The following is a 17,973-nucleotide window of genomic DNA, read 5'->3' on the forward strand; positions in this document are numbered from 1 at the left end:
GCGCGCGGCATCTTTGATGCAGCGCGATGGCGCGGGAGCCCCCGCTTTGCGCGCGCAACAGTGTTTTAAAACCACGCAAGCCCGCAAATCCCTTCGCTTTCCACCCCCAAGCGCGCCCAGAGGTCTTGCCCCCTTGCCATGCAAACCATATTCAGAATTGGAAACCACTGAACGCAGGGCGAGATATGCGAATTCTGATCACCAATGATGACGGCATCAACGCCCAAGGTCTGCAAGTTCTCCATGCCATAGCCACCCGGCTTGCAGGCGCCGACGGTGAGGTTTGGACTGTCGCGCCCGCCTTTGAACAATCCGGGGTCGGCCATTGCATCAGCTACACCCGCCCTTTTATGATCTCGGAACTGTCCCCGCGCCGCTTTGCCGCCGAAGGTTCCCCGGCCGATTGCGTCTTGGCAGGTCTGCACAATGTGCTTCAGGATCAAAAACCGGATCTGATCCTGTCAGGCGTTAACCGTGGCAATAACTCGGCGGAAAACACGCTCTACTCCGGCACCCTGGGCGCGGCCATGGAAGGCGCGCTGCAAGGCATCCCCTCCTTTGCGCTGTCGCAATATTATGGCCCAGACAACAAAGACCTGGACAACCCGTTTGAAGCCGCCGCCGCCTTTGGCGTTGAGGCGATCTCAAAGGTCTTGCAGGCGTCGACACACAACCCCAGCGCCTATCAGCTGTTTTACAATATCAACTTCCCGCCCGTCCCTGCCGCCGCCGTCAAAGGTCTGCGCTACACCGCCCAGGGTCTGCGGCAAAACACGCATTTCAGCGCCTCCAACGAAGTGTCGCCCAACGGCCGCCATTACACTTGGATCAAAGGCGGCGACCAGCGCGCGCCCACAGCGCCCGGCACCGATGCAGCCTCAAACCTTGACGGCTATGTCTCCATCACCCCGATGCGGGCGGATCTGACAGCCCATGACGTGCTAGAGGCGCTGCAGTCCGCCCCATGACGCATCCCGGCCCTGATCCAGAAACCCAGATGCAGTTCCTGTTTGCCTTGCGCTCCAAAGGGGTGACCGATCAACCGGTGCTGGAAGCGATGGAAGCGGTCAACCGCGGCCTCTTTGTCAAAGGGCTGTTTGCCGATCGCGCCTATGAAGACATGCCGCTGCCCATTTCCTGTGGCCAGACCATTTCCCAACCCTCTGTGGTGGGGCTGATGACCCAAGCCCTGCAGGTCGCGCCTCGCGACACGGTATTGGAGATCGGCACCGGATCGGGGTATCAGGCGGCCATCCTCGCGCGGCTGGCGCGGCGAGTCTATACCATTGACCGTCACGCCCGATTGGTGCGCGAAGCCCGCGACGTGTTTGACCATCTGGCGATCTCGAACCTCACCTCGATGGTGGGGGATGGCTCGCATGGGATGCCGGAACAGGCACCGTTTGATCGCATTATTGTCACCGCCGCCGCCGAAGATCCGCCCGGTCCGCTGTTGGCGCAGTTGAAAGTTGGCGGCATAATGGTTCTGCCCGTGGGGCAATCAGACCATGTGCAATCGCTCATTCGTGTGCATAAAACCGCCGATGGGCTGGAATATGACGAATTACGCTCTGTCCGTTTTGTTCCCCTGCTTGAGGGGTTGGGCAAAGACACCTAAGAGATTAATGAAACCACCCGTTTTCCGCCAAGGGCCGAACCACCCCTTTGGCGAGTCGCAAGAGGTGGCCGACAGGACCCGCGCAGCCACCGTCCAACCGGTTGCGATTTCGAGGAGAGCAGCGATGACCGTGACCATCCTATCCCACCCGCACCGTGTTTTGCGCGCTGGATCTGCGCTTGCCCTGATGGCAGCGCTGGCAGCCTGCGACGGCTCGCCTCTGGATTATGATCTGCGCGGACGTGTCGGCGGCTTTAGCACAGCCCCTGCAGCCCAAAGCGCCACCAGCAGCCGGCCCACAGCAGATGCGCGGGGGCTGATCAGCTACCCCTCCTATCAGGTGGCCGTGGCCCAACGCGGCGACACGGTTGCGGATGTGGCCAATCGCATTGGTCTGCCCGCCGGTGAGATCGCCCGGTTCAACGGGGTTCAGCCAGACGACAAGCTGCGCCCCGGTGAGGTCATCGCCCTGCCCCGCCGCGCCCCTGATGTGCTGCCGCAATCCGAAGATGTTGCACCCGGTGGTGTGGACATCGCAGCCCTGGCTGGTCAGGCGATTGACACCGCGCCGCTGACCTCGGACAATCCGGGATCGGCCACCCCGACCACCATTCAGCCACGCCCGGAGCCTGTCGCGCCCGAGGTTCAGGACGGCCCCGAACCTGTGCGCCACAAGGTCAAACGCGGTGAGACCGCCTTTACCATCTCAAGGCTCTATCAGGTGCCAGTGAAATCCCTGGCGGAATGGAACGGGCTTGGCAGCAATTTTGCCATCCGCGAAGGGCAGTATCTGCTGATCCCGACCAAGGACCAGCCCGCGCCGAAACGGGAGACCCAGCCCGAGGTTGCCGTGGTGACCGCACCGGGTGTGGGCAGCCCGACGCCGACCCCACCCAGCGCCGTCAAACCGCTGCCGGATGAGCAGATCGAACCCGCCGCAGTCCAGCCCGAAGCCAAGCCCGAAGTCAAAGTGCCCGAACCCACCGCAGCACCAGATTCCGCCATGGTTTATCCGGTACAGGGCAAGATCGTGCGCACCTATAGCAAAGGCAAGAACGACGGCATCGACATTTCCGGCCCCGCAGGTGCCACCGTGCGCGCCGCGGATGCGGGTACTGTCGCTGCAATCACCAAGGACTCTAACGGCATCCCGATCATCGTTATTCGTCATGATCCCAAGCTGTTGTCGGTCTATGCCAATGTGGATCAGATCGAAGTCAACAAAGGCGACGCCGTCCGCCGTGGCCAGTCTATCGCGGCCCTGCGCGAAGAAGCCACGCCCTATGTCCATTTCGAGGTCCGCAACGGGTTCGACAGCGTGGATCCCCTGCCCTATCTCAACTGATGCCGCGCGCCTGCCTCCCCAATGGCATCAAGCTTTGGGGCGCGCCGGTGTGATCTTGTGCAACAGGCGGTTCAGTTCCGCCAATTCCGATGGGCTGATGCGGCTTTGAATCAGCGTGATCAACGCTCCGGCATAGATCGGCCACATTGCTTTTCGGGTGTCCCGTCCCTTTTCGGTCAGGCGCACGATCTGGCCGCGACCGTCTGTTTCGACATCCTCGCGCGTGATCAGGCCGGCCTTGGCGACACGGTCCAACAAACGTGAAGTGCCGTATTGCGGCAGCAGCAAACGCTCTTTCAATTCAAAGGGGCGGATACCATCGGCCCCAGCCTTTTCGATTTCTAGCAGCGCGTCATACCAGCTGAGCTGCGGCAGCCCATGGGCTTTTAGCCCTGATTCAACGCCGTCAAGCAGGGCCTGACTGGCCCGAAACAAAGACGTCCAGGCCTCAACTGTGTGCGGATCCGGTATGGTCATGGATATATATAAACAAGAAGATGCATGTGCATCAACCTTGAATTCCATGCAAAGGACTGCCATGTAAATGCAACTGCATCTATTTGGAGAATTCGCATGACCCTTCACCTGATGAGCCACACACTGTGCCCTTATGTTCAGCGCTCGGTGATCTCGATGTTGGAAAAAAACATACCGTTTGAACGGACCTATATTGACCTGGCTAACAAACCTGATTGGTTTCTCAGCATTTCGCCGCTGGGTAAGACACCTGTGCTGACCGACAAGGACGACGCGATTTTTGAATCGGTTGCGATCCTGGAGTATCTGGAAGACACGCAACCCCATCCCCTACATCCTGCGTCCCCCCTGATCCGCGCTCAGCACCGGGGATGGATCGAGTTTGGGTCCGCCATTTTGAATGACATCGCCGGATTTTATAACGCGCCAACCGCCGCGGTATTTGCGACCAAAACGGCGGCCTTGACGGCCAAGTTTCAGCAGCTGGAGGCACAATTGGGGGATGGGCCCTATTTCGCGGGGGATGCGTTTACCCTGGTGGATGCGGTTTTTGGCCCGGTCTTTCGCTATTTTGACATGTTTGACGACATCGCAGATTTTGGCATTCTGACCGATTTGGACAAAGTCCAGTCCTGGCGCCGAAACTTGGCGGCGCGCCCCTCTGTCCAACAAGCGGTATCCGAGGAGTATCCACAACTGTTGTCAGCCTTTCTGCGCAATCGAAACGCCTATCTTTCAACGCTCATGGCCTGAGCCGATGACTTGAACGGACGCTCTGCGCAGATGGGCCGTTTCAAATCCCGGCGCGACCAAGGTGACGGATGCTGAAAGGCATTCCAACGGCAGCTTTCCGGCGCACTGCGGCGCATCACATCTGGTGTTATCTGATGATTTATTGTGGCCCTATCGCGCCCGACTGAAGCTGATAGCTTCGCGCAGAGAAGCAGGAGGAAGTCCATGTCGAGATGGGTCGTGATTTTTACCGATAGCCCCGAGATGCTCGAAGTCCGAGCAAAAAAGAGTTTGCGGGATGCGCATGTCGCCTATGCGAAGGCGCATCCTGAACTTTTGATTGGCGGCGGTTTGAAACCCGCACCCGATCAGGATTTTTGCGGAGCGCTTTGGGTCGTTGAGGCCAATGCGAAGTCTGACATAGAAGAGCTAGTAAAGAATGATCCCTTTTATGTTCCAGAATACCGAAGTTTTGAGATCTTCACTTGGGGAAAAATCCTTGAAGATCAGACCGTCACACTCTGACGCCTTGCCACCTGGCGCGATACGATCGAGCGGATGATCTGTGAGAGAAAGTGGACCAGCAGCTCTGCTCGGATCCCCGCCCTGTCACCATTTTTTGCGCCACGATCAGATGCGCAAGGGGCACATCGGGTTCTGAGCCCTGATCTGCCCATGTGCGTTGGCGTAATCCTACGTCAACGCCACCCCATGCCGTCCAGCCAGATCGCAGAAGAACTGCCAGGCCACGCGGCCTGAGCGGCTGCCGCGGGTGGCTTGCCATTCGATGGCCTCGGCGCGCAGGTCTTCGTCTGAAATTTCAACTCCGTAGGCGCTGCAATAGCCCTGGATCATCGACAGGTATTCGTCCTGATCACAGGGGTGGAAGCCCAGCCAGAGGCCAAAGCGATCCGAGAGGGAGACTTTTTCCTCGACCGCTTCAGAGGGGTTGATGGCGCTGGAGCGTTCGTTTTCGATCATGTCACGCGGCATCAGGTGGCGGCGGTTGGAGGTGGCGTAGAACACCACATTGTCGGGCCGGCCTTCGACGCCGCCATCCAGAACCGCCTTGAGGCTTTTGTAGTGCTGGTCATCATGGCTGAACGACAGATCATCGCAATACAGAATGAACCGGCAGGGTGCCGCGCGCAGGTGGTTGAGCAGCTGCGCCACGGTGGGCAGATCCTCACGTTGGAGTTCCACCAGTTTCAGATCCGGGTGATCAGCGCTCAGCGCGCCGTGCACCGCCTTGACCAGCGAGGATTTACCCATGCCGCGCGCGCCCCATAACAGCGCGTTATTGGCGGCGTAGCCTTGCGCAAAGCGGCGGGTGTTGTCCAAGAGCGTGTCGCGCGCCCGGTCGATGCCCACCAGCAGATCCAGCGCCACCCGATTGACCTGGGGCACAGGGGTCAGGCGTTCGGGAGAGACATGCCAGACAAAGGCCGGAGCGCTGGTGAAATCGGGTGCGGCCTGCGGCGCGGGTGACATCCGTTCCAATGCGTCGGCGATCCGGTTCAGGGCAGTCTCGTCCATTTATCCATCCTTTTGGCTCTTTGGCGGATTTAAAACCATGTTCCGCCGGGCGCGACAAGTCTTGTGAATTGTCATGTTAAAGCTGCGTGCTAGGTTCATATTCAGCATGCGGCGCTGCGCGCCTGTGAGACGACATCAAGGAACAGGAATTTTACACAAGAGGACCCACTATGCTCTATCCTATTGCGACGCTTGAAGCGACGAAGTTAAACGCGATCCAGACCCTGGAACAGGAGCTTGGCAGCCCGGTTGTGGCGCTGGCCCCGGTAGAGGCGGCCACCGCTGATCTGTCCGAGGATAAGATCGCAAAACTGCGCGCATTGGAAGACGAGCTGGGCCTGGTTCTGGTGGCCGTGCGCCCCAGCTGAGCCGGAGCATCGCGCCACCAAAAACGCCCCCGAGATGACGGGGGCGTTTTTTGGTTTTTAGGGCGTCGAGGATCACTCCTCTTCCACCTCATCATCATAGTAACCTTCGGCCTTCAGCTTGGCTTCACGTTTCTTTTCCACCCGGCCCACCAGGAAGATCGAGATCTCATAAAGGCCGTAAACCACGCTGAAGAGAATCAGCTGGGTCACCACATCCGGCGGGGTCACCAGCGCGGCCAGCAGCAAAATGCCAACCATTGCGTATTTGCGCACGCCGCCCAGACCTTCGGCGGTGACCAGACCGGCCTTGCCCATCAAGGTGAGCAGCACCGGCAGCTGGAAGCACAGGCCAAAGGCCATGATGAATTTCAGCGTGATATCAAGGCTTTCATTCACCTTCCCAAAGAAGGTGATGCGCACCCCTTCGCTGGTTTCGGGCACAACGGCCACATCCGCGGGCACCTCATTGGCTGCATTGCCCACCAGGTTGGCGAACACCGAGGCCACATCCGCAAAGCCCAGGAAAAACTGCATGGCAAGCGGGGTCACCACCATCTGCGCAAAGCTCGCCCCCAAAAGGAACATAAACGGAGAGGCGATCAGGAACGGCAGAAACGCGCCCTTCTCGCTTTTGTAAAGCCCCGGCGCAACAAACCGCCACATCTGATAGCCGATCACCGGAAAGGACAGCGCAAAGCCTCCAACCATGGAGATCCGAAACAATGTAAACAGATATTCCTGCGGCGAGGTGTATTGCAATGTGGGCGCAGGATCGCCCAGCGCGCGCAGACTTTCAACAATCGGACCCACCAGGAAATTCAGCACATGTTCTGCAATAAAATCCCCATTGATGGGAATAAAGAACAGGCTGATCGCCACGATGAAGGCAATAACCGAGCGGATAAGCCGCGTGCGCAGCTCGGCCAGATGTTCAATCAGCGGCGCGGCTGAATCGTCAATGTCTTCGCTTTGAGCCATGCCTTAAGCCTCATCTTTGGGTGGGGCGCTTTTGGGCATCGCCGCCACCTCGGCCTCTGCGGCCTCTGCCTTGACCATCGCCTCTTGGGCCTCACGCGCCATCCGCTCAGCTGCGGCGCGCGCCGAAGCCGCCTGAATGCGTTTGGCGTTCTGGGCGCGTTCTTCGGACAATGGCGCGGAGGATGGGGACGTGCTGTCACCGGGTTGCGCCGCGCTGCCGAATTTGGTCGGATCCACCGTGTCACGCAGATCTTCGGCCGCCTTGCGCATGGTGTCGCTGACAGCACCCAGCGGATTGCTGGCGGTTTTCAAACCTTTGGCCACATCTTTGACGCCGGTCTCATCCGCCGCATCGCTCATGGCGCGGCTGAACTCCCGCGCCATACCGCGCGCTTTGCCCACAAATCGGCCAACGTTGCGAAACAGAACCGGCAGATCCTTGGGACCGACGACAATCAACGCAACGATCCCAATGACCAGCAGTTCGGTCATTCCAAGATCGAACATGGCGGGTTACGCCTTGTCTTTTTCGGTCTCGGGAGTGACGTCTTTCGCCTCAGCCGCCGCGTCTTCTTCCAGCTCTTTGGTGCTGTCGTTCACGCCTTTCTTGAAGGCGGTGATGCCTTTGCCCACTTCGCCCATCAGGGACGAGATTTTGCCGCGTCCAAACAGAACCAGCACCACAACCGCGATCAGCAGAAGACCCGGAAGACCGATATTACCAAGACCCATGACGAACACTCCTTTTATTGTTCCGTGCGACAGCGATCTGCCGCAGATGTCTGTTGGCTTTAAATTACGGCGCGCTTGGGTCGGTGGGCTAGTGCGGGGCACAGCGCAATCGCAGATCCGTGATGGGTTTCGCCACTTTCTGCGGGCCGTGCGCACACAACTGACAGGTTTATGTCAGTTGGGTTGCGCTAAACCGGCGCCATTCCATGTCCAAAAGGAGCAAGACATGACTCAGACCGTTGTTGAAACCGTGACCTTTGAGCTGGCCGAAAGCGCAACCGAACAAGAGCTGCTGACCCGAATCAAATCCACCGAAGCCTTTGTGCGCGCGCTGCCCGGATTTATCTTCCGCCGCCTCAGCTGTGGTGCAGACGGGCGCTGGAGCGATTGTGTGGTCTGGCAGGATATGGCCAGCGCCACCGCCGCCGCCAAAGCGTTTGAAGCGCAGCCGTTTGTGCCAGACCTGATGGCCACCATGAAACCGGGCAGCGTCCAGATGCGGCACGAAAGCGTGGCCTGGACAATGGACGCCACGCACAGGGATGCAAGCTAAGCCCTTGATAAGTCCTTGACGCCGAACAGCCCCATGCGCCAAGGGTAACCCATGCGCCGCACGGACCGACTGTTTGAAATCATCCAAATCCTGCGCGACGGTCAGTTGCACCGCGCGCAGGACATCGCCGACCAGCTAGAGGTCTCGGTGCGCACGATCTATCGCGATATGGACACGCTGGTGGCCTCGGGCGTGCCGGTCGAAGGTGAGCGCGGCGTAGGCTATCTGGTGCGCGAACAGATCACGCTGCCCCCCCTTAACCTGACCGCCGAAGAGCTAGAGGCGCTTAATCTGGGCATGGCGATTGTGGCCGAAGCCGCCGATCCCGACCTCAAATCCGCAGCCCTGTCCCTGGCGGAGAAGATCGACGCGGTGCTGCCCACCCAGACCGTGGCCGAGGCGGACGCCTGGAAATTTGCCGTTTACCCCTTTGCCGATGCGGCGCGGGGGTTTTCCCATATGTCGACGCTGCGCGCCGCAATCAAAGCCCGGCAGAAGCTGGCGCTGCGGTATCGGCGCATTGACGGCACCCTGACGGATCGCACCATTCGCCCCTTGCATATGGAATATTGGGGCCGCGTCTGGACCTTGACCGCCTGGTGCGAGACCCGCGCAGCCTTTCGCGTCTTTCGCATCGATCTGATCGAAGAGGCGCGCGCGCTGCCGGAACTCTTCGTGGATGAACCGGGCAAGCGGCTGGCGGATTTCGACCCCACAGCCTGAGGCCCCGCCGCTTTCATCTTTTCAAAAATACTTCCGCCGGAGGCAGCCACGCGTCTCGCGTGGCTTTACTTGGGGAACACAAAACAATGGCGACGCGGCACCGTCAGCCACATCACCCGGCCTGCTTCGGGCAGGAACACGCTGGGCACCGTGACCTTCTGAATGGATCCGTCAAACTCCATGCGGAATTCCACCAGGCTTTCATGGCCCAAAAACCGGGCGCGTTCCACAGTGGCACGCGCCGCCACACCATGCGTCGGGGTGGGCAAAGGGCCCGAGCCGTTGCGGTCAAAATCAATGCGCACATGCTGGGGGCGAAAGACAATCTCCACCTCGGTGCCATCCGGGTGGCCCGGTGTCAGGAACTGGCCAAAAGGCGTATCCACCAAAGCGCCCTGAACCGTTCCCTTGACCACATTCACATCGCTGAAAAACGCCACCGCCGCCCGGTCGACCGGGTTGGTATAAACGTTATAAGGCGCGCCCTGCTGGATAATGCGCCCCCCCCGCATCAGCGCGATCTGATCCGCCATGCGCATTGCTTCTTCGGGTTCATGGGTGACCAGCAGCACCGCCGTGTCCTCATCCTTGAGGAGCGACAGCGTCTCGTCCCGGATACCATCGCGCAGCCGGTTGTCGAGGCCCGAAAACGGCTCATCCATCAGCATAATGCGGGGGCGCGGTGCCAGGGCACGGGCCAGGGCCACACGTTGCTGTTCGCCGCCCGACAGCTGATGGGGGAATTCATCAATATACTGGCTGAGCGAGACCTTCTCCAACAGCTCCGTCACACGGGCGCGTTTTTCGGCGCGCGTCCCTTTCAAACCAAAGGCCACGTTATCGGCCACACTCAGATGGGGAAACAGGGCAAAGTCCTGAAACATCAGCCCGATTTCGCGCCGCTCCGGGGGCACGCGATAGACGGTGTCGCAGATCAGTTTGCCATCCACATAGATCTCACCGGCGTCCTGCATTTCAACGCCTGCGATAATGCGCAAGGTGGTGGATTTGCCGCAGCCCGATGGACCCAGCAGACAGGTCACCTGCCCCGCCTGCACCGTCAGGGAGACGTTATCCACAACCGGCCTGTCGTCAAACGAACAGTGGATATTGCGGATTTCCAGACGCGGAGCGGTCTCCGTGTGCAGGGGCTGGGCAGAGGTATTCATCGCGGCTTGGACCTTGTTGCATGTGTCGGGAGTGCCACCGGCATCTGCCGCAGATAGCAATCCCGACTGTTTCACGCAAGATCAGCAGCAGCCTGCCTCTTCGCTGCCTGTGGCATCAAAGGCAAAGGGGGTGTCGCCCCCGCAGCCCGGAAACAGGCCGTAGTGGGTGTCGAAATTGCCGATGAACTCAAAATGTTCCGCAAACCGCGTGTCTTTCAGCATCATCCAGGTGTTGCCGCAGACCGGAAAGACCTTGCCGGTTTCGATCTTGTGGTGGCTGTCCAGTTCAAAGGCGTGGGGCGCATGTTCCAGCGTGCCTTTGTAGATCACCGCCTGGCCGTAGTCTTCGCAGGCGCTTTCGAGCGCGGGCAGTTTGAACAGCCGATAGGTGGTGGAGGAGAAGGTCAACGGGGCCACGCGCGCTTCAAGCACCGGGTTGTCCACGGTCAGCTGTCGCGTGTTGACCATACGCGGATCGCCAAAGCCCGATTGTTTGGCAATGGTCAGGAAGTCGTTCCAATAGAGCGCGCCGGACAGGCATTCGCCATAAAGCACCTCATCCTCGGCCATGGCTTTGGGCACGCGGCGGTCGGCGTAAACATCCGAGAAATACATCTCTCCGCCTTCTTTCAGCAGATGCGCCGCGCCCCGCAGCACCGCGCCTTTGTCGGTGGCCAGGTTGATCACGCAGTTGGAGACGATGATGTCAAAGCTGCCGGGTTCCAGATCCAGCTCATCGAGCTTTTCGATAAAGCCGTGGTGAAACTCCACATTGGACTGGGCAAAGCCGAATTTCTCGGCGTGATACGCCTTGTGACGCTCGGCCACTTCCAGCTGGGCCGGGGTCATGTCGACGCCCACCACTTTGCCGGTTTCGCCCACCATCTGCGACAGCGCATAGACATCGCGACCTGCGCCGCAGCCCAGATCCAGAATGCGCGCGCCTTCCAGTGCCAGAGGGGCAATCAAACCGCAGCCATAATAGCGGGTCAGGACCTCGTCATGGATCTGGCCCAGGACTTTTTTGACGTAATCCGGCATGTCATCCGGTGTGCAACAGGCGTTGGTTTGCAGATCATCGCTGCCTTGCAGTACTTCGCCATAGTAGTTTTGCACGTTTTCGTGTTTCATCTGGGCACGCTCCTGTCTACCTGCGCCACGAGCTACGCATACCCTATGCCCAGTGCAAGAAAGGCGCGCCTCGTGTCACGTAACAGTGATCGTTATCAAGGGATTATTTCTGCGCCTCGAGATTAAACGCATGTTCGGCGCGCACCACACCGTTGACCATCAGTTCAATCCGGTGGGGGCCGGGATGGAGGGAAAAGGTGCTGGCATTGCCTTTGAGCGGGTGTTTCTTGGCCAGGGTGAGCGTGCCGCCTTTCAGCTTGGCCTGTTTCAGTTTGAACACCTTGCGCCGTGTCTTGCCTGCGGGGGTCGGGAAATAGAGGCAGTAGTCCACAAGAACCGGCAGATCATCGTCTGCGGTGACTGTGCAGGTGATCTGGAGCGCCTCGCCGATGGCCACGGTCTGGCGGGCCAGCGTCAGATCCACCGCGACAGGCGCATCCGGGTGATAGCCCAACATGCGCATCGCCTCTGGGTGGCCGTCCTTGATCAGCCCACGCAGGGCATGGGTGGTCATCCAGCGCAGTTCAGCCTCGGATTGCTGGCCCTGCTCCCCCCAAAGTTTGAGGCGGTCGAGAACCAGGTCGGGATCTTTTTTGGTGATGTCATTCAAGTGATTGGCCACGGACCGCGTGACATATCGGGTGGGGTCGCGGTGCAGCTGATCCAGGATTGGCAACGGATCCGCCAGATCAAGGCCCACGGATTGCCCCCAGGGCAGACGCGGACGGCTGCCTTCGCTGGCCAGACGGCGCACGTGGTAATTGCTGTCTTGGGCCCAGAGTGCCATCCGCGCAAGCGTCAGATCCTGCCATTGGTTCAGGAAAGGGCGGATGGCCCATTCCATCGAGAACCGCTGGGTGATGGCATGGAGCAGATCCAGGCTGAGATCCGGGTGATCCACCAGCCCTTTGGCCACCACCAATTCCCCAAGGGGGGCAAAGATGAAATCGCCAAAATCATCATCGCTAAGGTTTGGGTCCAAGGGCGGCGGCAGCGCCTTTAACATCTGCGGCGCAATCTCTGGCAAATCGCCTGCCAGATGGGTGCCCAGAACATCGGCGATCCACTGGATCCGCTCTTTCAGTTCCAGATCCAACAGCCGCGCCATGACCTCAGCTTCAAACGCGGTGGCGTCGAAGCTGGGATCGGCGGCCTGAAAAAGACCCGCAAGATACCGGGTCTTGTCCAGATTAAACAGCTGATCTTTGAGAGAGAACCCAGTTGCCATGGATCAGAACTTGGATCAGAGCGTTGCGTTGGTTGAGCCGCCATCCAACAGGATGTTCTGGCCCACCATATAGCCCGCGTATTGGGAGCACATGAAGGCGCAGGTCGCGCCGAACTCGGCCCGCGTGCCATAACGTTTGGCGGGAATTGTGGCGGCGCGGTTGGCTTGGGCTTCCTCGATCGAGATCCCCTGCTGGCTGGCGACCCCTTCATCGAGCGATACGGCACGGTCGGTGGCGTGGATGCCCGGCAGGAGGTTGTTGATGATCACACCGTGTTCGGCCACCTGACGCGCGGTGCCTGCCACATATCCGGTGAGACCTGCGCGGGCCGAATTGGACAGGCCCAGCACCGCAATCGGCGCTTTGACGGATTGAGAGGTGATATTGACCACCCGGCCCCAGCCGCGGTCGATCATGCCGGGCAAGAGCGCTTTCATCAGCGCAATCGGGGTCAGCATATTGCTATCCAGCGCCTTGATGAAATCGTCGCGGTCCCAGTCGCTCCACAGGCCCGGAGGGGGGCCGCCTGCGTTGGTCACCAGAATGTCGATCTGGCCTGCGGCATCCAGCAGTTTGGCGCGGCCTTCCTCGGTGGTGACATCGGTGGCAACCGTTGTGACCTCAACCCCATAGGTGCTTCGGATCGCCTCGGCCGAGGCCTCAAGTGCTTCGTTGCCGCGGGCGTTCATCACCAGGTTCACCCCGGCTTCGGCCAGCGCCTCGGCGCAGCCCAATCCCAACCCTTTGCTGCTGGCACAGACCAGCGCGCGTTTGCCTGAAATCCCCAGATCCATGGCTTTGTCCTTCACATATCTTCCATTTGGCGGCGACATTTGCACAGCCAAGGAGATGTGACCAGCCCCCGTTTCACGAGCCGCATGGCGGGCAAGGTCACGAAATGTTCAGAGGCTGGCCGGTAAATGGCCACAATCAATCGTTAAAGATTTAGTGATACTCTACTCTGAGAATTCAAGGCACTCTCCTTTGCTTCAATCTTCTGCGCGTTTGATCGTCACCTCCATGCCCTCATCCTCTGCCTCTTCCCTGTCTTTGCCGGCCTATCGCGCGGATCAGTTCCGTGTGGAATCAGGCGCGAATATGGGGGACAATCTGGGCGTTCTGGATGATCTGGTGCTGGACGACGTCTATGAGCTGCGCGCGAGCAGTGTGGCGCGCCGCCTGGGTGTTGCGGCCCATCACGACGGGCAGCTGAGGCTAGCGCAAGACACCCAGCTGGGTTCAGCCGGGGCTGATCTGCATCTGGATTGCGTGGTGACCCTGATGCCCGCACACGGCCCCAATGTAGAGGCGCTGGTGGCGGTCGAAGTGGACCGCGAGGGCATGATTGCCGAGATTTACCTGCTGCCGCTGGCACCATTGATGGCGGGTCAGGGCTATACGCTGGTGCGAGCCGAGCGGGAGAATATGCGCCAGACATTGGCGCAGGTGGCCTGTGTCTCCTTCAGCCGGGGCACTCATATCACGCTGGCCTCCGGGGCCCAGCGCCCAATCGAAGCGTTGCAGGTGGGCGACCGGGTGCTGACCCGCGATGACGGCCCGCAGGAAATCCGCTGGATCGGGCTTACGACATTACAAGCGGTGGGGCCCATGGCGCCGATCCTGATCCGCAAAGGGGCGTTGAACAATGCCAATGATCTGCTGGTTAGCCCGGATCATCGGCTGATGGTCTATCAGCGCAGTGATGCCATTGGCACCGGCGTTCCAGAAATTCTGGTGCGGGCGCGGGATCTCGTGAATGGCAGCACCGTGGTGGTGCAAGACGGCGGCTATGTGGATTATTACCAGATCCTGTTTGACAGCCATCACATCATCTATGCCGAGGGGATCGCGGCTGAGACGCTGTTTCTGACCCCCTTTACCGAACCGGCGCTGCCCTCGGAGCTGCTGTCGCAGATCCGCCCGACGGGTGTGGCGGCACAGCCCCTGCCCTTTGCCGAGACCGCCAAGGGGCAATTGCCCGCAGGCGATGCGGCGGCGATCCTCAAGGCGGCGTCGCGCCGTTAAATTTGGCGCAAGGTTCCAGATCCGGACAAAGACGGACGATTTTGCGCAGCTTTGTCTGTCGTGCGATTTACGTCTGTCATATGCAGCCGTTAACCTGATCCCATGATTTCAGCTGCGCGCGCGGCGCGCTTTCTTTGTTACGGGGATAACGATGTATTTAGAGACCTCTGCCCTTCCCAAGTTCAAAACCCAAGGCCAGCATTCGATTTCCGGCCTGTCTTCGGGGGCATTTATGACCGTGCAGATGCACGTGGCGCATTCGGCCGATTTTATGGGCGCTGGCGTGATTGCCGGTGGCCCCTATCGCTGTGTCGAAAGCTATATGAATGCGGCCCAGAAACCGGCCGACGCCTATGTGCTGAACGCGCTTTATGTGGCGATGAACCCGTTGACCCGCGACACCGCCCCCAATGGCAAAGAGCTGGCGGAAAAGGCGCGCTGTACAGAGAACATTGATGATCTGAAGAACCTGAAGAATGACAAAGTCTATATCTTTACAGGCTCCAAAGATCTGGTGGTGCGCTCTGTCTCGGTGGCGGCGACGCGGGATTTCTATGTGGAGCTGGGCGTGCCGGAAAAGAACATCGCCTTTGACAACACGGTGCCTGCGGGCCATTCGATCATCACCCTGAACGACACCGACAGCCCCTTGGGCGCGAACAAGCCGCCCTATATCAACAAGGGGGATTTTGTGCAGTCCCACCGGGTGCTGGAACATATCTATGGCAAACTGAAACCGGCGGCGCATCACACCTATGGCCGTTATGTGCAGTTTGAACAGGAGCCGTTCTGGGGCAGCGAAGGCGCGCGCGCCAGCATGGCAAAATACGGCTATGCCTATATCCCCTCTGAGGTCGACAAGGGTACGGCCGAAGCCAAGGGCGTCCATATTGTGATGCATGGCTGCAAACAGGGCTATTCCTATGTGAACTATGTAAACGGGCTGGCGGACAAGGCCAATCAACCGCCCTATGGCGCGCGGTACATCACCACAACGGGCTATGTTGAGATGGCCGAGGCCAACAATATCATCCTGCTGTTCCCGCAGGCGGTGGGCGCGGACACCAATGCGGCGCAAAACCCCGAAGGCTGTTGGGACTGGTGGGGCTATAGCGACACCGAGTCGCCTGAGCCTGATTACTACACCAAAGACGCTGTGCAGATCAGTGCAATCCACGGGATGCTGTCGCAACTGGCCTCTTTGTAATCCCCTCATTCTTGTTCCCAAAAGGATCAGACCCATGTTTGAAGATCACATCGTTAAACCCTGCGAAGTTCAGGCCAAAAATGGCATGCGGGCCATGGGCACGCTGAAGGACGTGGCGGTTTTGGCGACCAAGTCGGACCAAACCAAAACCGCATTTGAGGCCATGTCCCTGTTTTACAGCGCAGGCCAGCGCAGTATTGAGATGCAGCAGCAATGGCAGGAGGACTGGAAGGACTGGATGATCTATGCCTCCAAACTGCCGGGCGCGGACACCACGTCAAAACTGGTGGACCGGCAGAGTAACATCGTCCTGCAGGCCTCGGCCCAGATGAGCAAACAGACCACGCAGGCGCTGGAGCTGATGGACAATATCTTTGTTAGCTATTCCTTCTGGCTGAGCCAGCAGGCGGCCCCGGAAAAAGAACAGAGCTGAACCGGTCCAACCGTAATGTTTCACCGGTTTCCCCACCGGTTCCCCCCTTGTGATGGCAAGGGGGCTTTTTCTTGCCGAAGGTGAAAAAACGACCTATATCCGCGCACATGTTGGACACCGCTACAAATCGCCCCGAATTGCCGCCTGAAATTGCCCGTCGCCGGACCTTTGCGATCATTTCGCACCCGGATGCGGGTAAAACCACGCTGACGGAGAAGTTCCTGCTTTATGGTGGCGCGATCCAGATGGCGGGTCAGGTCCGGGCCAAAGGCGAAGCGCGCCGGACCCGGTCCGACTTTATGCAGATGGAAAAAGACCGCGGGATCTCGGTCTCGGCCTCGGCGATGTCCTTTGATTTTGACGGCTTCCGCTTCAACCTGGTGGACACGCCCGGCCACTCGGACTTTTCCGAGGACACCTATCGCACGCTGACAGCGGTGGATGCGGCGGTGATGGTGATTGACGGTGCAAAGGGCGTGGAAAGCCAAACGCAGAAGCTGTTTGAGGTCTGCCGCCTGCGCGATCTGCCGATCCTGACGTTCTGTAACAAGATGGACCGCGAAAGCCGCGAGACCTTTGATATTATCGATGAGATCCAGGAAAATCTGGCGATTGATGTGACGCCGGCCTCCTGGCCCATTGGCGTGGGCCGTGAATTTATCGGCTGTTACGACATGCTGCGCGACCGGCTGGAGCTGATGGACCGCGCGGACCGCAACAAAGTGGCCGAAAGCATCCAGATTGACGGGTTGGATGACCCGAAGCTAGCCGAACATGTGCCCGAACACCTGCTGGAAAAGCTGCTGGAAGAGGTCGAAATGGCCAAGGAGCTGCTGCCGACGCTCGACCCGCAGGCGGTGCTGGAAGGGCATATGACCCCGATCTGGTTCGGCTCTGCCATCAACTCATTTGGTGTCAAAGAACTGATGAGCGGCATCTCCACCTATGGGCCCGAACCGCAGGTGCAATCAGCGCAACCGCGGGAAATCGCGCCCGAGGAAAAGAAGGTTGCGGGATTTGTGTTCAAGGTGCAGGCCAATATGGATCCCAAGCACCGCGACCGCGTGGCCTTTGTGCGGATGGCATCCGGCCATTTCAAACGCGGCATGAAGCTGACCCATGTGCGGACCAAGAAACCGATGGCCGTGTCCAATCCGGTGCTGTTCCTGGCATCAGATCGGGAACTGGCCGAAGAAGCCTGGGCCGGGGATATCATCGGCATCCCCAACCACGGCCAGCTGCGCATTGGTGATACGCTGACCGAAGGTGAGGCGCTGCGGGTCTCGGGCATCCCGTCGTTCGCGCCGGAACTTCTGCAAGGCGTGCGCGCGGGCGATCCGATGAAGGCGAAACACCTGGAAAAGGCGTTAATGCAGTTTGCCGAGGAAGGCGCAGCCAAAGTGTTTAAACCGGCGATTGGCTCGGGCTTTATCGTTGGGGTTGTGGGGGCGCTGCAGTTTGAGGTGCTTGCCAGCCGGATCGAGATGGAATACGGCCTGCCGGTGCGGTTTGAGCAGTCGCAGTTCACCTCGGCCCGGTGGTTGTCGGGTGACAAGGCAGACGTCGAAAGATTCGCCGACCGTAACAAGCAGCACATGGCCTTTGACCACGACGGCGACTATGTGTTCCTGACCCGTCTGCAATGGGACATCGACCGCGTGGTCCGCGACCACCCCGAGCTGAAGCTGACCGCGACCAAGGAAATGATGGTCTGATC

21 protein-coding genes are annotated in these 17,973 nt (G+C 59.5%); 12 read left to right on the forward strand and 9 right to left on the reverse strand.

The window, feature by feature from the left end:
- Positions 1–185 precede the first annotated feature (185 nt).
- The 3 genes from surE (at position 186) to GFB49_RS03500 (ending at position 2,963) form a co-directional block, all read left to right on the forward strand.
- Complete coding sequence (gene surE / locus GFB49_RS03490) at positions 186–968, forward strand: 5'/3'-nucleotidase SurE (RefSeq protein WP_153214379.1); 783 nt, start codon at positions 186–188, stop codon at positions 966–968.
- On the forward strand, positions 965–1,618 hold the full coding sequence (locus GFB49_RS03495) for a protein-L-isoaspartate(D-aspartate) O-methyltransferase (protein ID WP_153214380.1): 654 nt from the start codon (positions 965–967) through the stop codon (positions 1,616–1,618). Before surE ends, GFB49_RS03495 begins: the two co-directional genes overlap by 4 nt.
- Before the next feature lie 124 nt (positions 1,619–1,742).
- Positions 1,743–2,963: a LysM peptidoglycan-binding domain-containing protein gene (locus tag GFB49_RS03500; RefSeq protein ID WP_153214566.1), complete on the forward strand. Its 1,221-nt coding sequence runs from the start codon at positions 1,743–1,745 to the stop codon at positions 2,961–2,963.
- 27 nt (positions 2,964–2,990) lie between these two features.
- Here the strand turns inward: GFB49_RS03500 and GFB49_RS03505 are convergent, their stop codons facing one another.
- A complete protein-coding gene (locus GFB49_RS03505; RefSeq protein WP_153214381.1) occupies positions 2,991–3,440 on the reverse strand; it encodes a MarR family winged helix-turn-helix transcriptional regulator in 450 nt (149 codons plus the stop codon).
- A 96-nt stretch (positions 3,441–3,536) separates the two neighbouring features.
- Here GFB49_RS03505 and GFB49_RS03510 point away from each other — a divergent pair, with 96 nt between their 5' ends.
- Together GFB49_RS03510 and GFB49_RS03515 are read left to right on the forward strand one after the other, a co-directional pair.
- A complete protein-coding gene (locus tag GFB49_RS03510; RefSeq protein ID WP_153214382.1) occupies positions 3,537–4,193 on the forward strand; it encodes a glutathione S-transferase family protein in 657 nt (218 codons plus the stop codon).
- Positions 4,194–4,412: 219 nt separating this feature from the next.
- A complete protein-coding gene (locus GFB49_RS03515) occupies positions 4,413–4,697 on the forward strand; it encodes a YciI family protein (RefSeq protein ID WP_343032456.1) in 285 nt (94 codons plus the stop codon).
- Between the two features lie 168 nt (positions 4,698–4,865).
- On the opposite strand, the gene GFB49_RS03520 is transcribed toward GFB49_RS03515, so the two are convergent.
- Complete coding sequence (locus tag GFB49_RS03520; protein ID WP_153214384.1) at positions 4,866–5,708, reverse strand: ATP-binding protein; 843 nt, start codon at positions 5,706–5,708, stop codon at positions 4,866–4,868.
- Between the two features lie 170 nt (positions 5,709–5,878).
- Here GFB49_RS03520 and GFB49_RS03525 point away from each other — a divergent pair, with 170 nt between their 5' ends.
- A complete protein-coding gene (locus tag GFB49_RS03525; RefSeq protein ID WP_153214385.1) occupies positions 5,879–6,076 on the forward strand; it encodes a hypothetical protein in 198 nt (65 codons plus the stop codon).
- Between the two features lie 72 nt (positions 6,077–6,148).
- Here GFB49_RS03525 and tatC read toward each other — a convergent pair whose 3' ends face one another.
- The 3 genes from tatC to tatA are packed head-to-tail and all read right to left on the reverse strand — an operon-like array spanning position 6,149 to position 7,786.
- Positions 6,149–7,054 carry a twin-arginine translocase subunit TatC gene (tatC, locus tag GFB49_RS03530; RefSeq protein WP_153214386.1) on the reverse strand — a complete coding sequence of 302 codons (906 nt, stop codon included), beginning with the start codon at positions 7,052–7,054 and terminating at the stop codon, positions 6,149–6,151.
- A gap of 3 nt (positions 7,055–7,057) precedes the next feature.
- Positions 7,058–7,561 carry a Sec-independent protein translocase protein TatB gene (gene tatB / locus GFB49_RS03535; RefSeq protein ID WP_153214387.1) on the reverse strand — a complete coding sequence of 168 codons (504 nt, stop codon included), beginning with the start codon at positions 7,559–7,561 and terminating at the stop codon, positions 7,058–7,060.
- Positions 7,562–7,567: 6 nt separating this feature from the next.
- A complete protein-coding gene (gene tatA / locus GFB49_RS03540) occupies positions 7,568–7,786 on the reverse strand; it encodes a twin-arginine translocase TatA/TatE family subunit (protein WP_153214388.1) in 219 nt (72 codons plus the stop codon).
- 226 nt (positions 7,787–8,012) lie between these two features.
- On the opposite strand from tatA, the gene GFB49_RS03545 reads away from it, so the two are divergent.
- Together GFB49_RS03545 and GFB49_RS03550 are read left to right on the forward strand one after the other, a co-directional pair.
- Complete coding sequence (locus tag GFB49_RS03545; RefSeq protein ID WP_153214389.1) at positions 8,013–8,339, forward strand: hypothetical protein; 327 nt, start codon at positions 8,013–8,015, stop codon at positions 8,337–8,339.
- 51 nt (positions 8,340–8,390) lie between these two features.
- Complete coding sequence (locus tag GFB49_RS03550) at positions 8,391–9,062, forward strand: helix-turn-helix transcriptional regulator (RefSeq protein ID WP_153214390.1); 672 nt, start codon at positions 8,391–8,393, stop codon at positions 9,060–9,062.
- Between the two features lie 65 nt (positions 9,063–9,127).
- Here the strand turns inward: GFB49_RS03550 and GFB49_RS03555 are convergent, their stop codons facing one another.
- The 4 genes from GFB49_RS03555 to GFB49_RS03570 all read right to left on the reverse strand — a co-directional run bounded on the left by GFB49_RS03555 (position 9,128) and on the right by GFB49_RS03570 (position 13,385).
- On the reverse strand, positions 9,128–10,231 hold the full coding sequence (locus GFB49_RS03555; protein ID WP_153214391.1) for an ABC transporter ATP-binding protein: 1,104 nt from the start codon (positions 10,229–10,231) through the stop codon (positions 9,128–9,130).
- 81 nt (positions 10,232–10,312) lie between these two features.
- Positions 10,313–11,362: a methyltransferase domain-containing protein gene (locus GFB49_RS03560; protein WP_153214392.1), complete on the reverse strand. Its 1,050-nt coding sequence runs from the start codon at positions 11,360–11,362 to the stop codon at positions 10,313–10,315.
- A 103-nt stretch (positions 11,363–11,465) separates the two neighbouring features.
- Entirely contained in the window at positions 11,466–12,590 is a 1,125-nt protein-coding gene (locus GFB49_RS03565) for a DNA alkylation repair protein (RefSeq protein WP_153214393.1), read from the reverse strand.
- Positions 12,591–12,605: 15 nt separating this feature from the next.
- Positions 12,606–13,385, reverse strand: coding sequence for an SDR family oxidoreductase (locus tag GFB49_RS03570; protein WP_153214567.1), 780 nt, complete (start codon positions 13,383–13,385; stop codon positions 12,606–12,608).
- A 226-nt stretch (positions 13,386–13,611) separates the two neighbouring features.
- On the opposite strand from GFB49_RS03570, the gene GFB49_RS03575 reads away from it, so the two are divergent.
- From GFB49_RS03575 to GFB49_RS03590, 4 genes are all read left to right on the forward strand, one after another.
- Positions 13,612–14,616, forward strand: a complete 1,005-nt coding sequence (locus GFB49_RS03575) for a Hint domain-containing protein (protein ID WP_153214394.1) — start codon at positions 13,612–13,614, stop codon at positions 14,614–14,616.
- 151 nt (positions 14,617–14,767) lie between these two features.
- Positions 14,768–15,823: an extracellular catalytic domain type 2 short-chain-length polyhydroxyalkanoate depolymerase gene (locus GFB49_RS03580; protein WP_153214395.1), complete on the forward strand. Its 1,056-nt coding sequence runs from the start codon at positions 14,768–14,770 to the stop codon at positions 15,821–15,823.
- Positions 15,824–15,857: 34 nt separating this feature from the next.
- Entirely contained in the window at positions 15,858–16,256 is a 399-nt protein-coding gene (locus tag GFB49_RS03585) for a hypothetical protein (protein ID WP_153214396.1), read from the forward strand.
- 107 nt (positions 16,257–16,363) lie between these two features.
- A complete protein-coding gene (locus GFB49_RS03590) occupies positions 16,364–17,971 on the forward strand; it encodes a peptide chain release factor 3 (protein ID WP_153214397.1) in 1,608 nt (535 codons plus the stop codon).
- Positions 17,972–17,973: the final 2 nt, after the last annotated feature.

Origin of the sequence: Tritonibacter litoralis, from assembly GCF_009496005.1 — a bacterium.
Classification (GTDB): Bacteria; Pseudomonadota; Alphaproteobacteria; order Rhodobacterales; family Rhodobacteraceae; genus Epibacterium; species Epibacterium litoralis.

Excerpts from the sequence above, each read along its gene's own strand:
- surE (WP_153214379.1), top strand. The coding sequence starts at position 186 with ATGCGAATTCTGATCACCAATGATGACGGCATCAACGCCCAAGGTCTG.
- GFB49_RS03495 (WP_153214380.1), top strand. The coding sequence starts at position 965 with ATGACGCATCCCGGCCCTGATCCAGAAACCCAGATGCAGTTCCTGTTT.
- GFB49_RS03500 (WP_153214566.1), top strand. The coding sequence starts at position 1,743 with ATGACCGTGACCATCCTATCCCACCCGCACCGTGTTTTGCGCGCTGGA.
- GFB49_RS03505 (WP_153214381.1), bottom strand. The coding sequence starts at position 3,440 with ATGACCATACCGGATCCGCACACAGTTGAGGCCTGGACGTCTTTGTTT.
- GFB49_RS03510 (WP_153214382.1), top strand. The coding sequence starts at position 3,537 with ATGACCCTTCACCTGATGAGCCACACACTGTGCCCTTATGTTCAGCGC.
- GFB49_RS03520 (WP_153214384.1), bottom strand. The coding sequence starts at position 5,708 with ATGGACGAGACTGCCCTGAACCGGATCGCCGACGCATTGGAACGGATG.
- GFB49_RS03525 (WP_153214385.1), top strand. The coding sequence starts at position 5,879 with ATGCTCTATCCTATTGCGACGCTTGAAGCGACGAAGTTAAACGCGATC.
- tatC (WP_153214386.1), bottom strand. The coding sequence starts at position 7,054 with ATGGCTCAAAGCGAAGACATTGACGATTCAGCCGCGCCGCTGATTGAA.
- tatB (WP_153214387.1), bottom strand. The coding sequence starts at position 7,561 with ATGTTCGATCTTGGAATGACCGAACTGCTGGTCATTGGGATCGTTGCG.
- tatA (WP_153214388.1), bottom strand. The coding sequence starts at position 7,786 with ATGGGTCTTGGTAATATCGGTCTTCCGGGTCTTCTGCTGATCGCGGTT.
- GFB49_RS03545 (WP_153214389.1), top strand. The coding sequence starts at position 8,013 with ATGACTCAGACCGTTGTTGAAACCGTGACCTTTGAGCTGGCCGAAAGC.
- GFB49_RS03550 (WP_153214390.1), top strand. The coding sequence starts at position 8,391 with ATGCGCCGCACGGACCGACTGTTTGAAATCATCCAAATCCTGCGCGAC.
- GFB49_RS03555 (WP_153214391.1), bottom strand. The coding sequence starts at position 10,231 with ATGAATACCTCTGCCCAGCCCCTGCACACGGAGACCGCTCCGCGTCTG.
- GFB49_RS03560 (WP_153214392.1), bottom strand. The coding sequence starts at position 11,362 with ATGAAACACGAAAACGTGCAAAACTACTATGGCGAAGTACTGCAAGGC.
- GFB49_RS03565 (WP_153214393.1), bottom strand. The coding sequence starts at position 12,590 with ATGGCAACTGGGTTCTCTCTCAAAGATCAGCTGTTTAATCTGGACAAG.
- GFB49_RS03570 (WP_153214567.1), bottom strand. The coding sequence starts at position 13,385 with ATGGATCTGGGGATTTCAGGCAAACGCGCGCTGGTCTGTGCCAGCAGC.
- GFB49_RS03575 (WP_153214394.1), top strand. The coding sequence starts at position 13,612 with ATGCCCTCATCCTCTGCCTCTTCCCTGTCTTTGCCGGCCTATCGCGCG.
- GFB49_RS03580 (WP_153214395.1), top strand. The coding sequence starts at position 14,768 with ATGTATTTAGAGACCTCTGCCCTTCCCAAGTTCAAAACCCAAGGCCAG.
- GFB49_RS03585 (WP_153214396.1), top strand. The coding sequence starts at position 15,858 with ATGTTTGAAGATCACATCGTTAAACCCTGCGAAGTTCAGGCCAAAAAT.
- GFB49_RS03590 (WP_153214397.1), top strand. The coding sequence starts at position 16,364 with ATGTTGGACACCGCTACAAATCGCCCCGAATTGCCGCCTGAAATTGCC.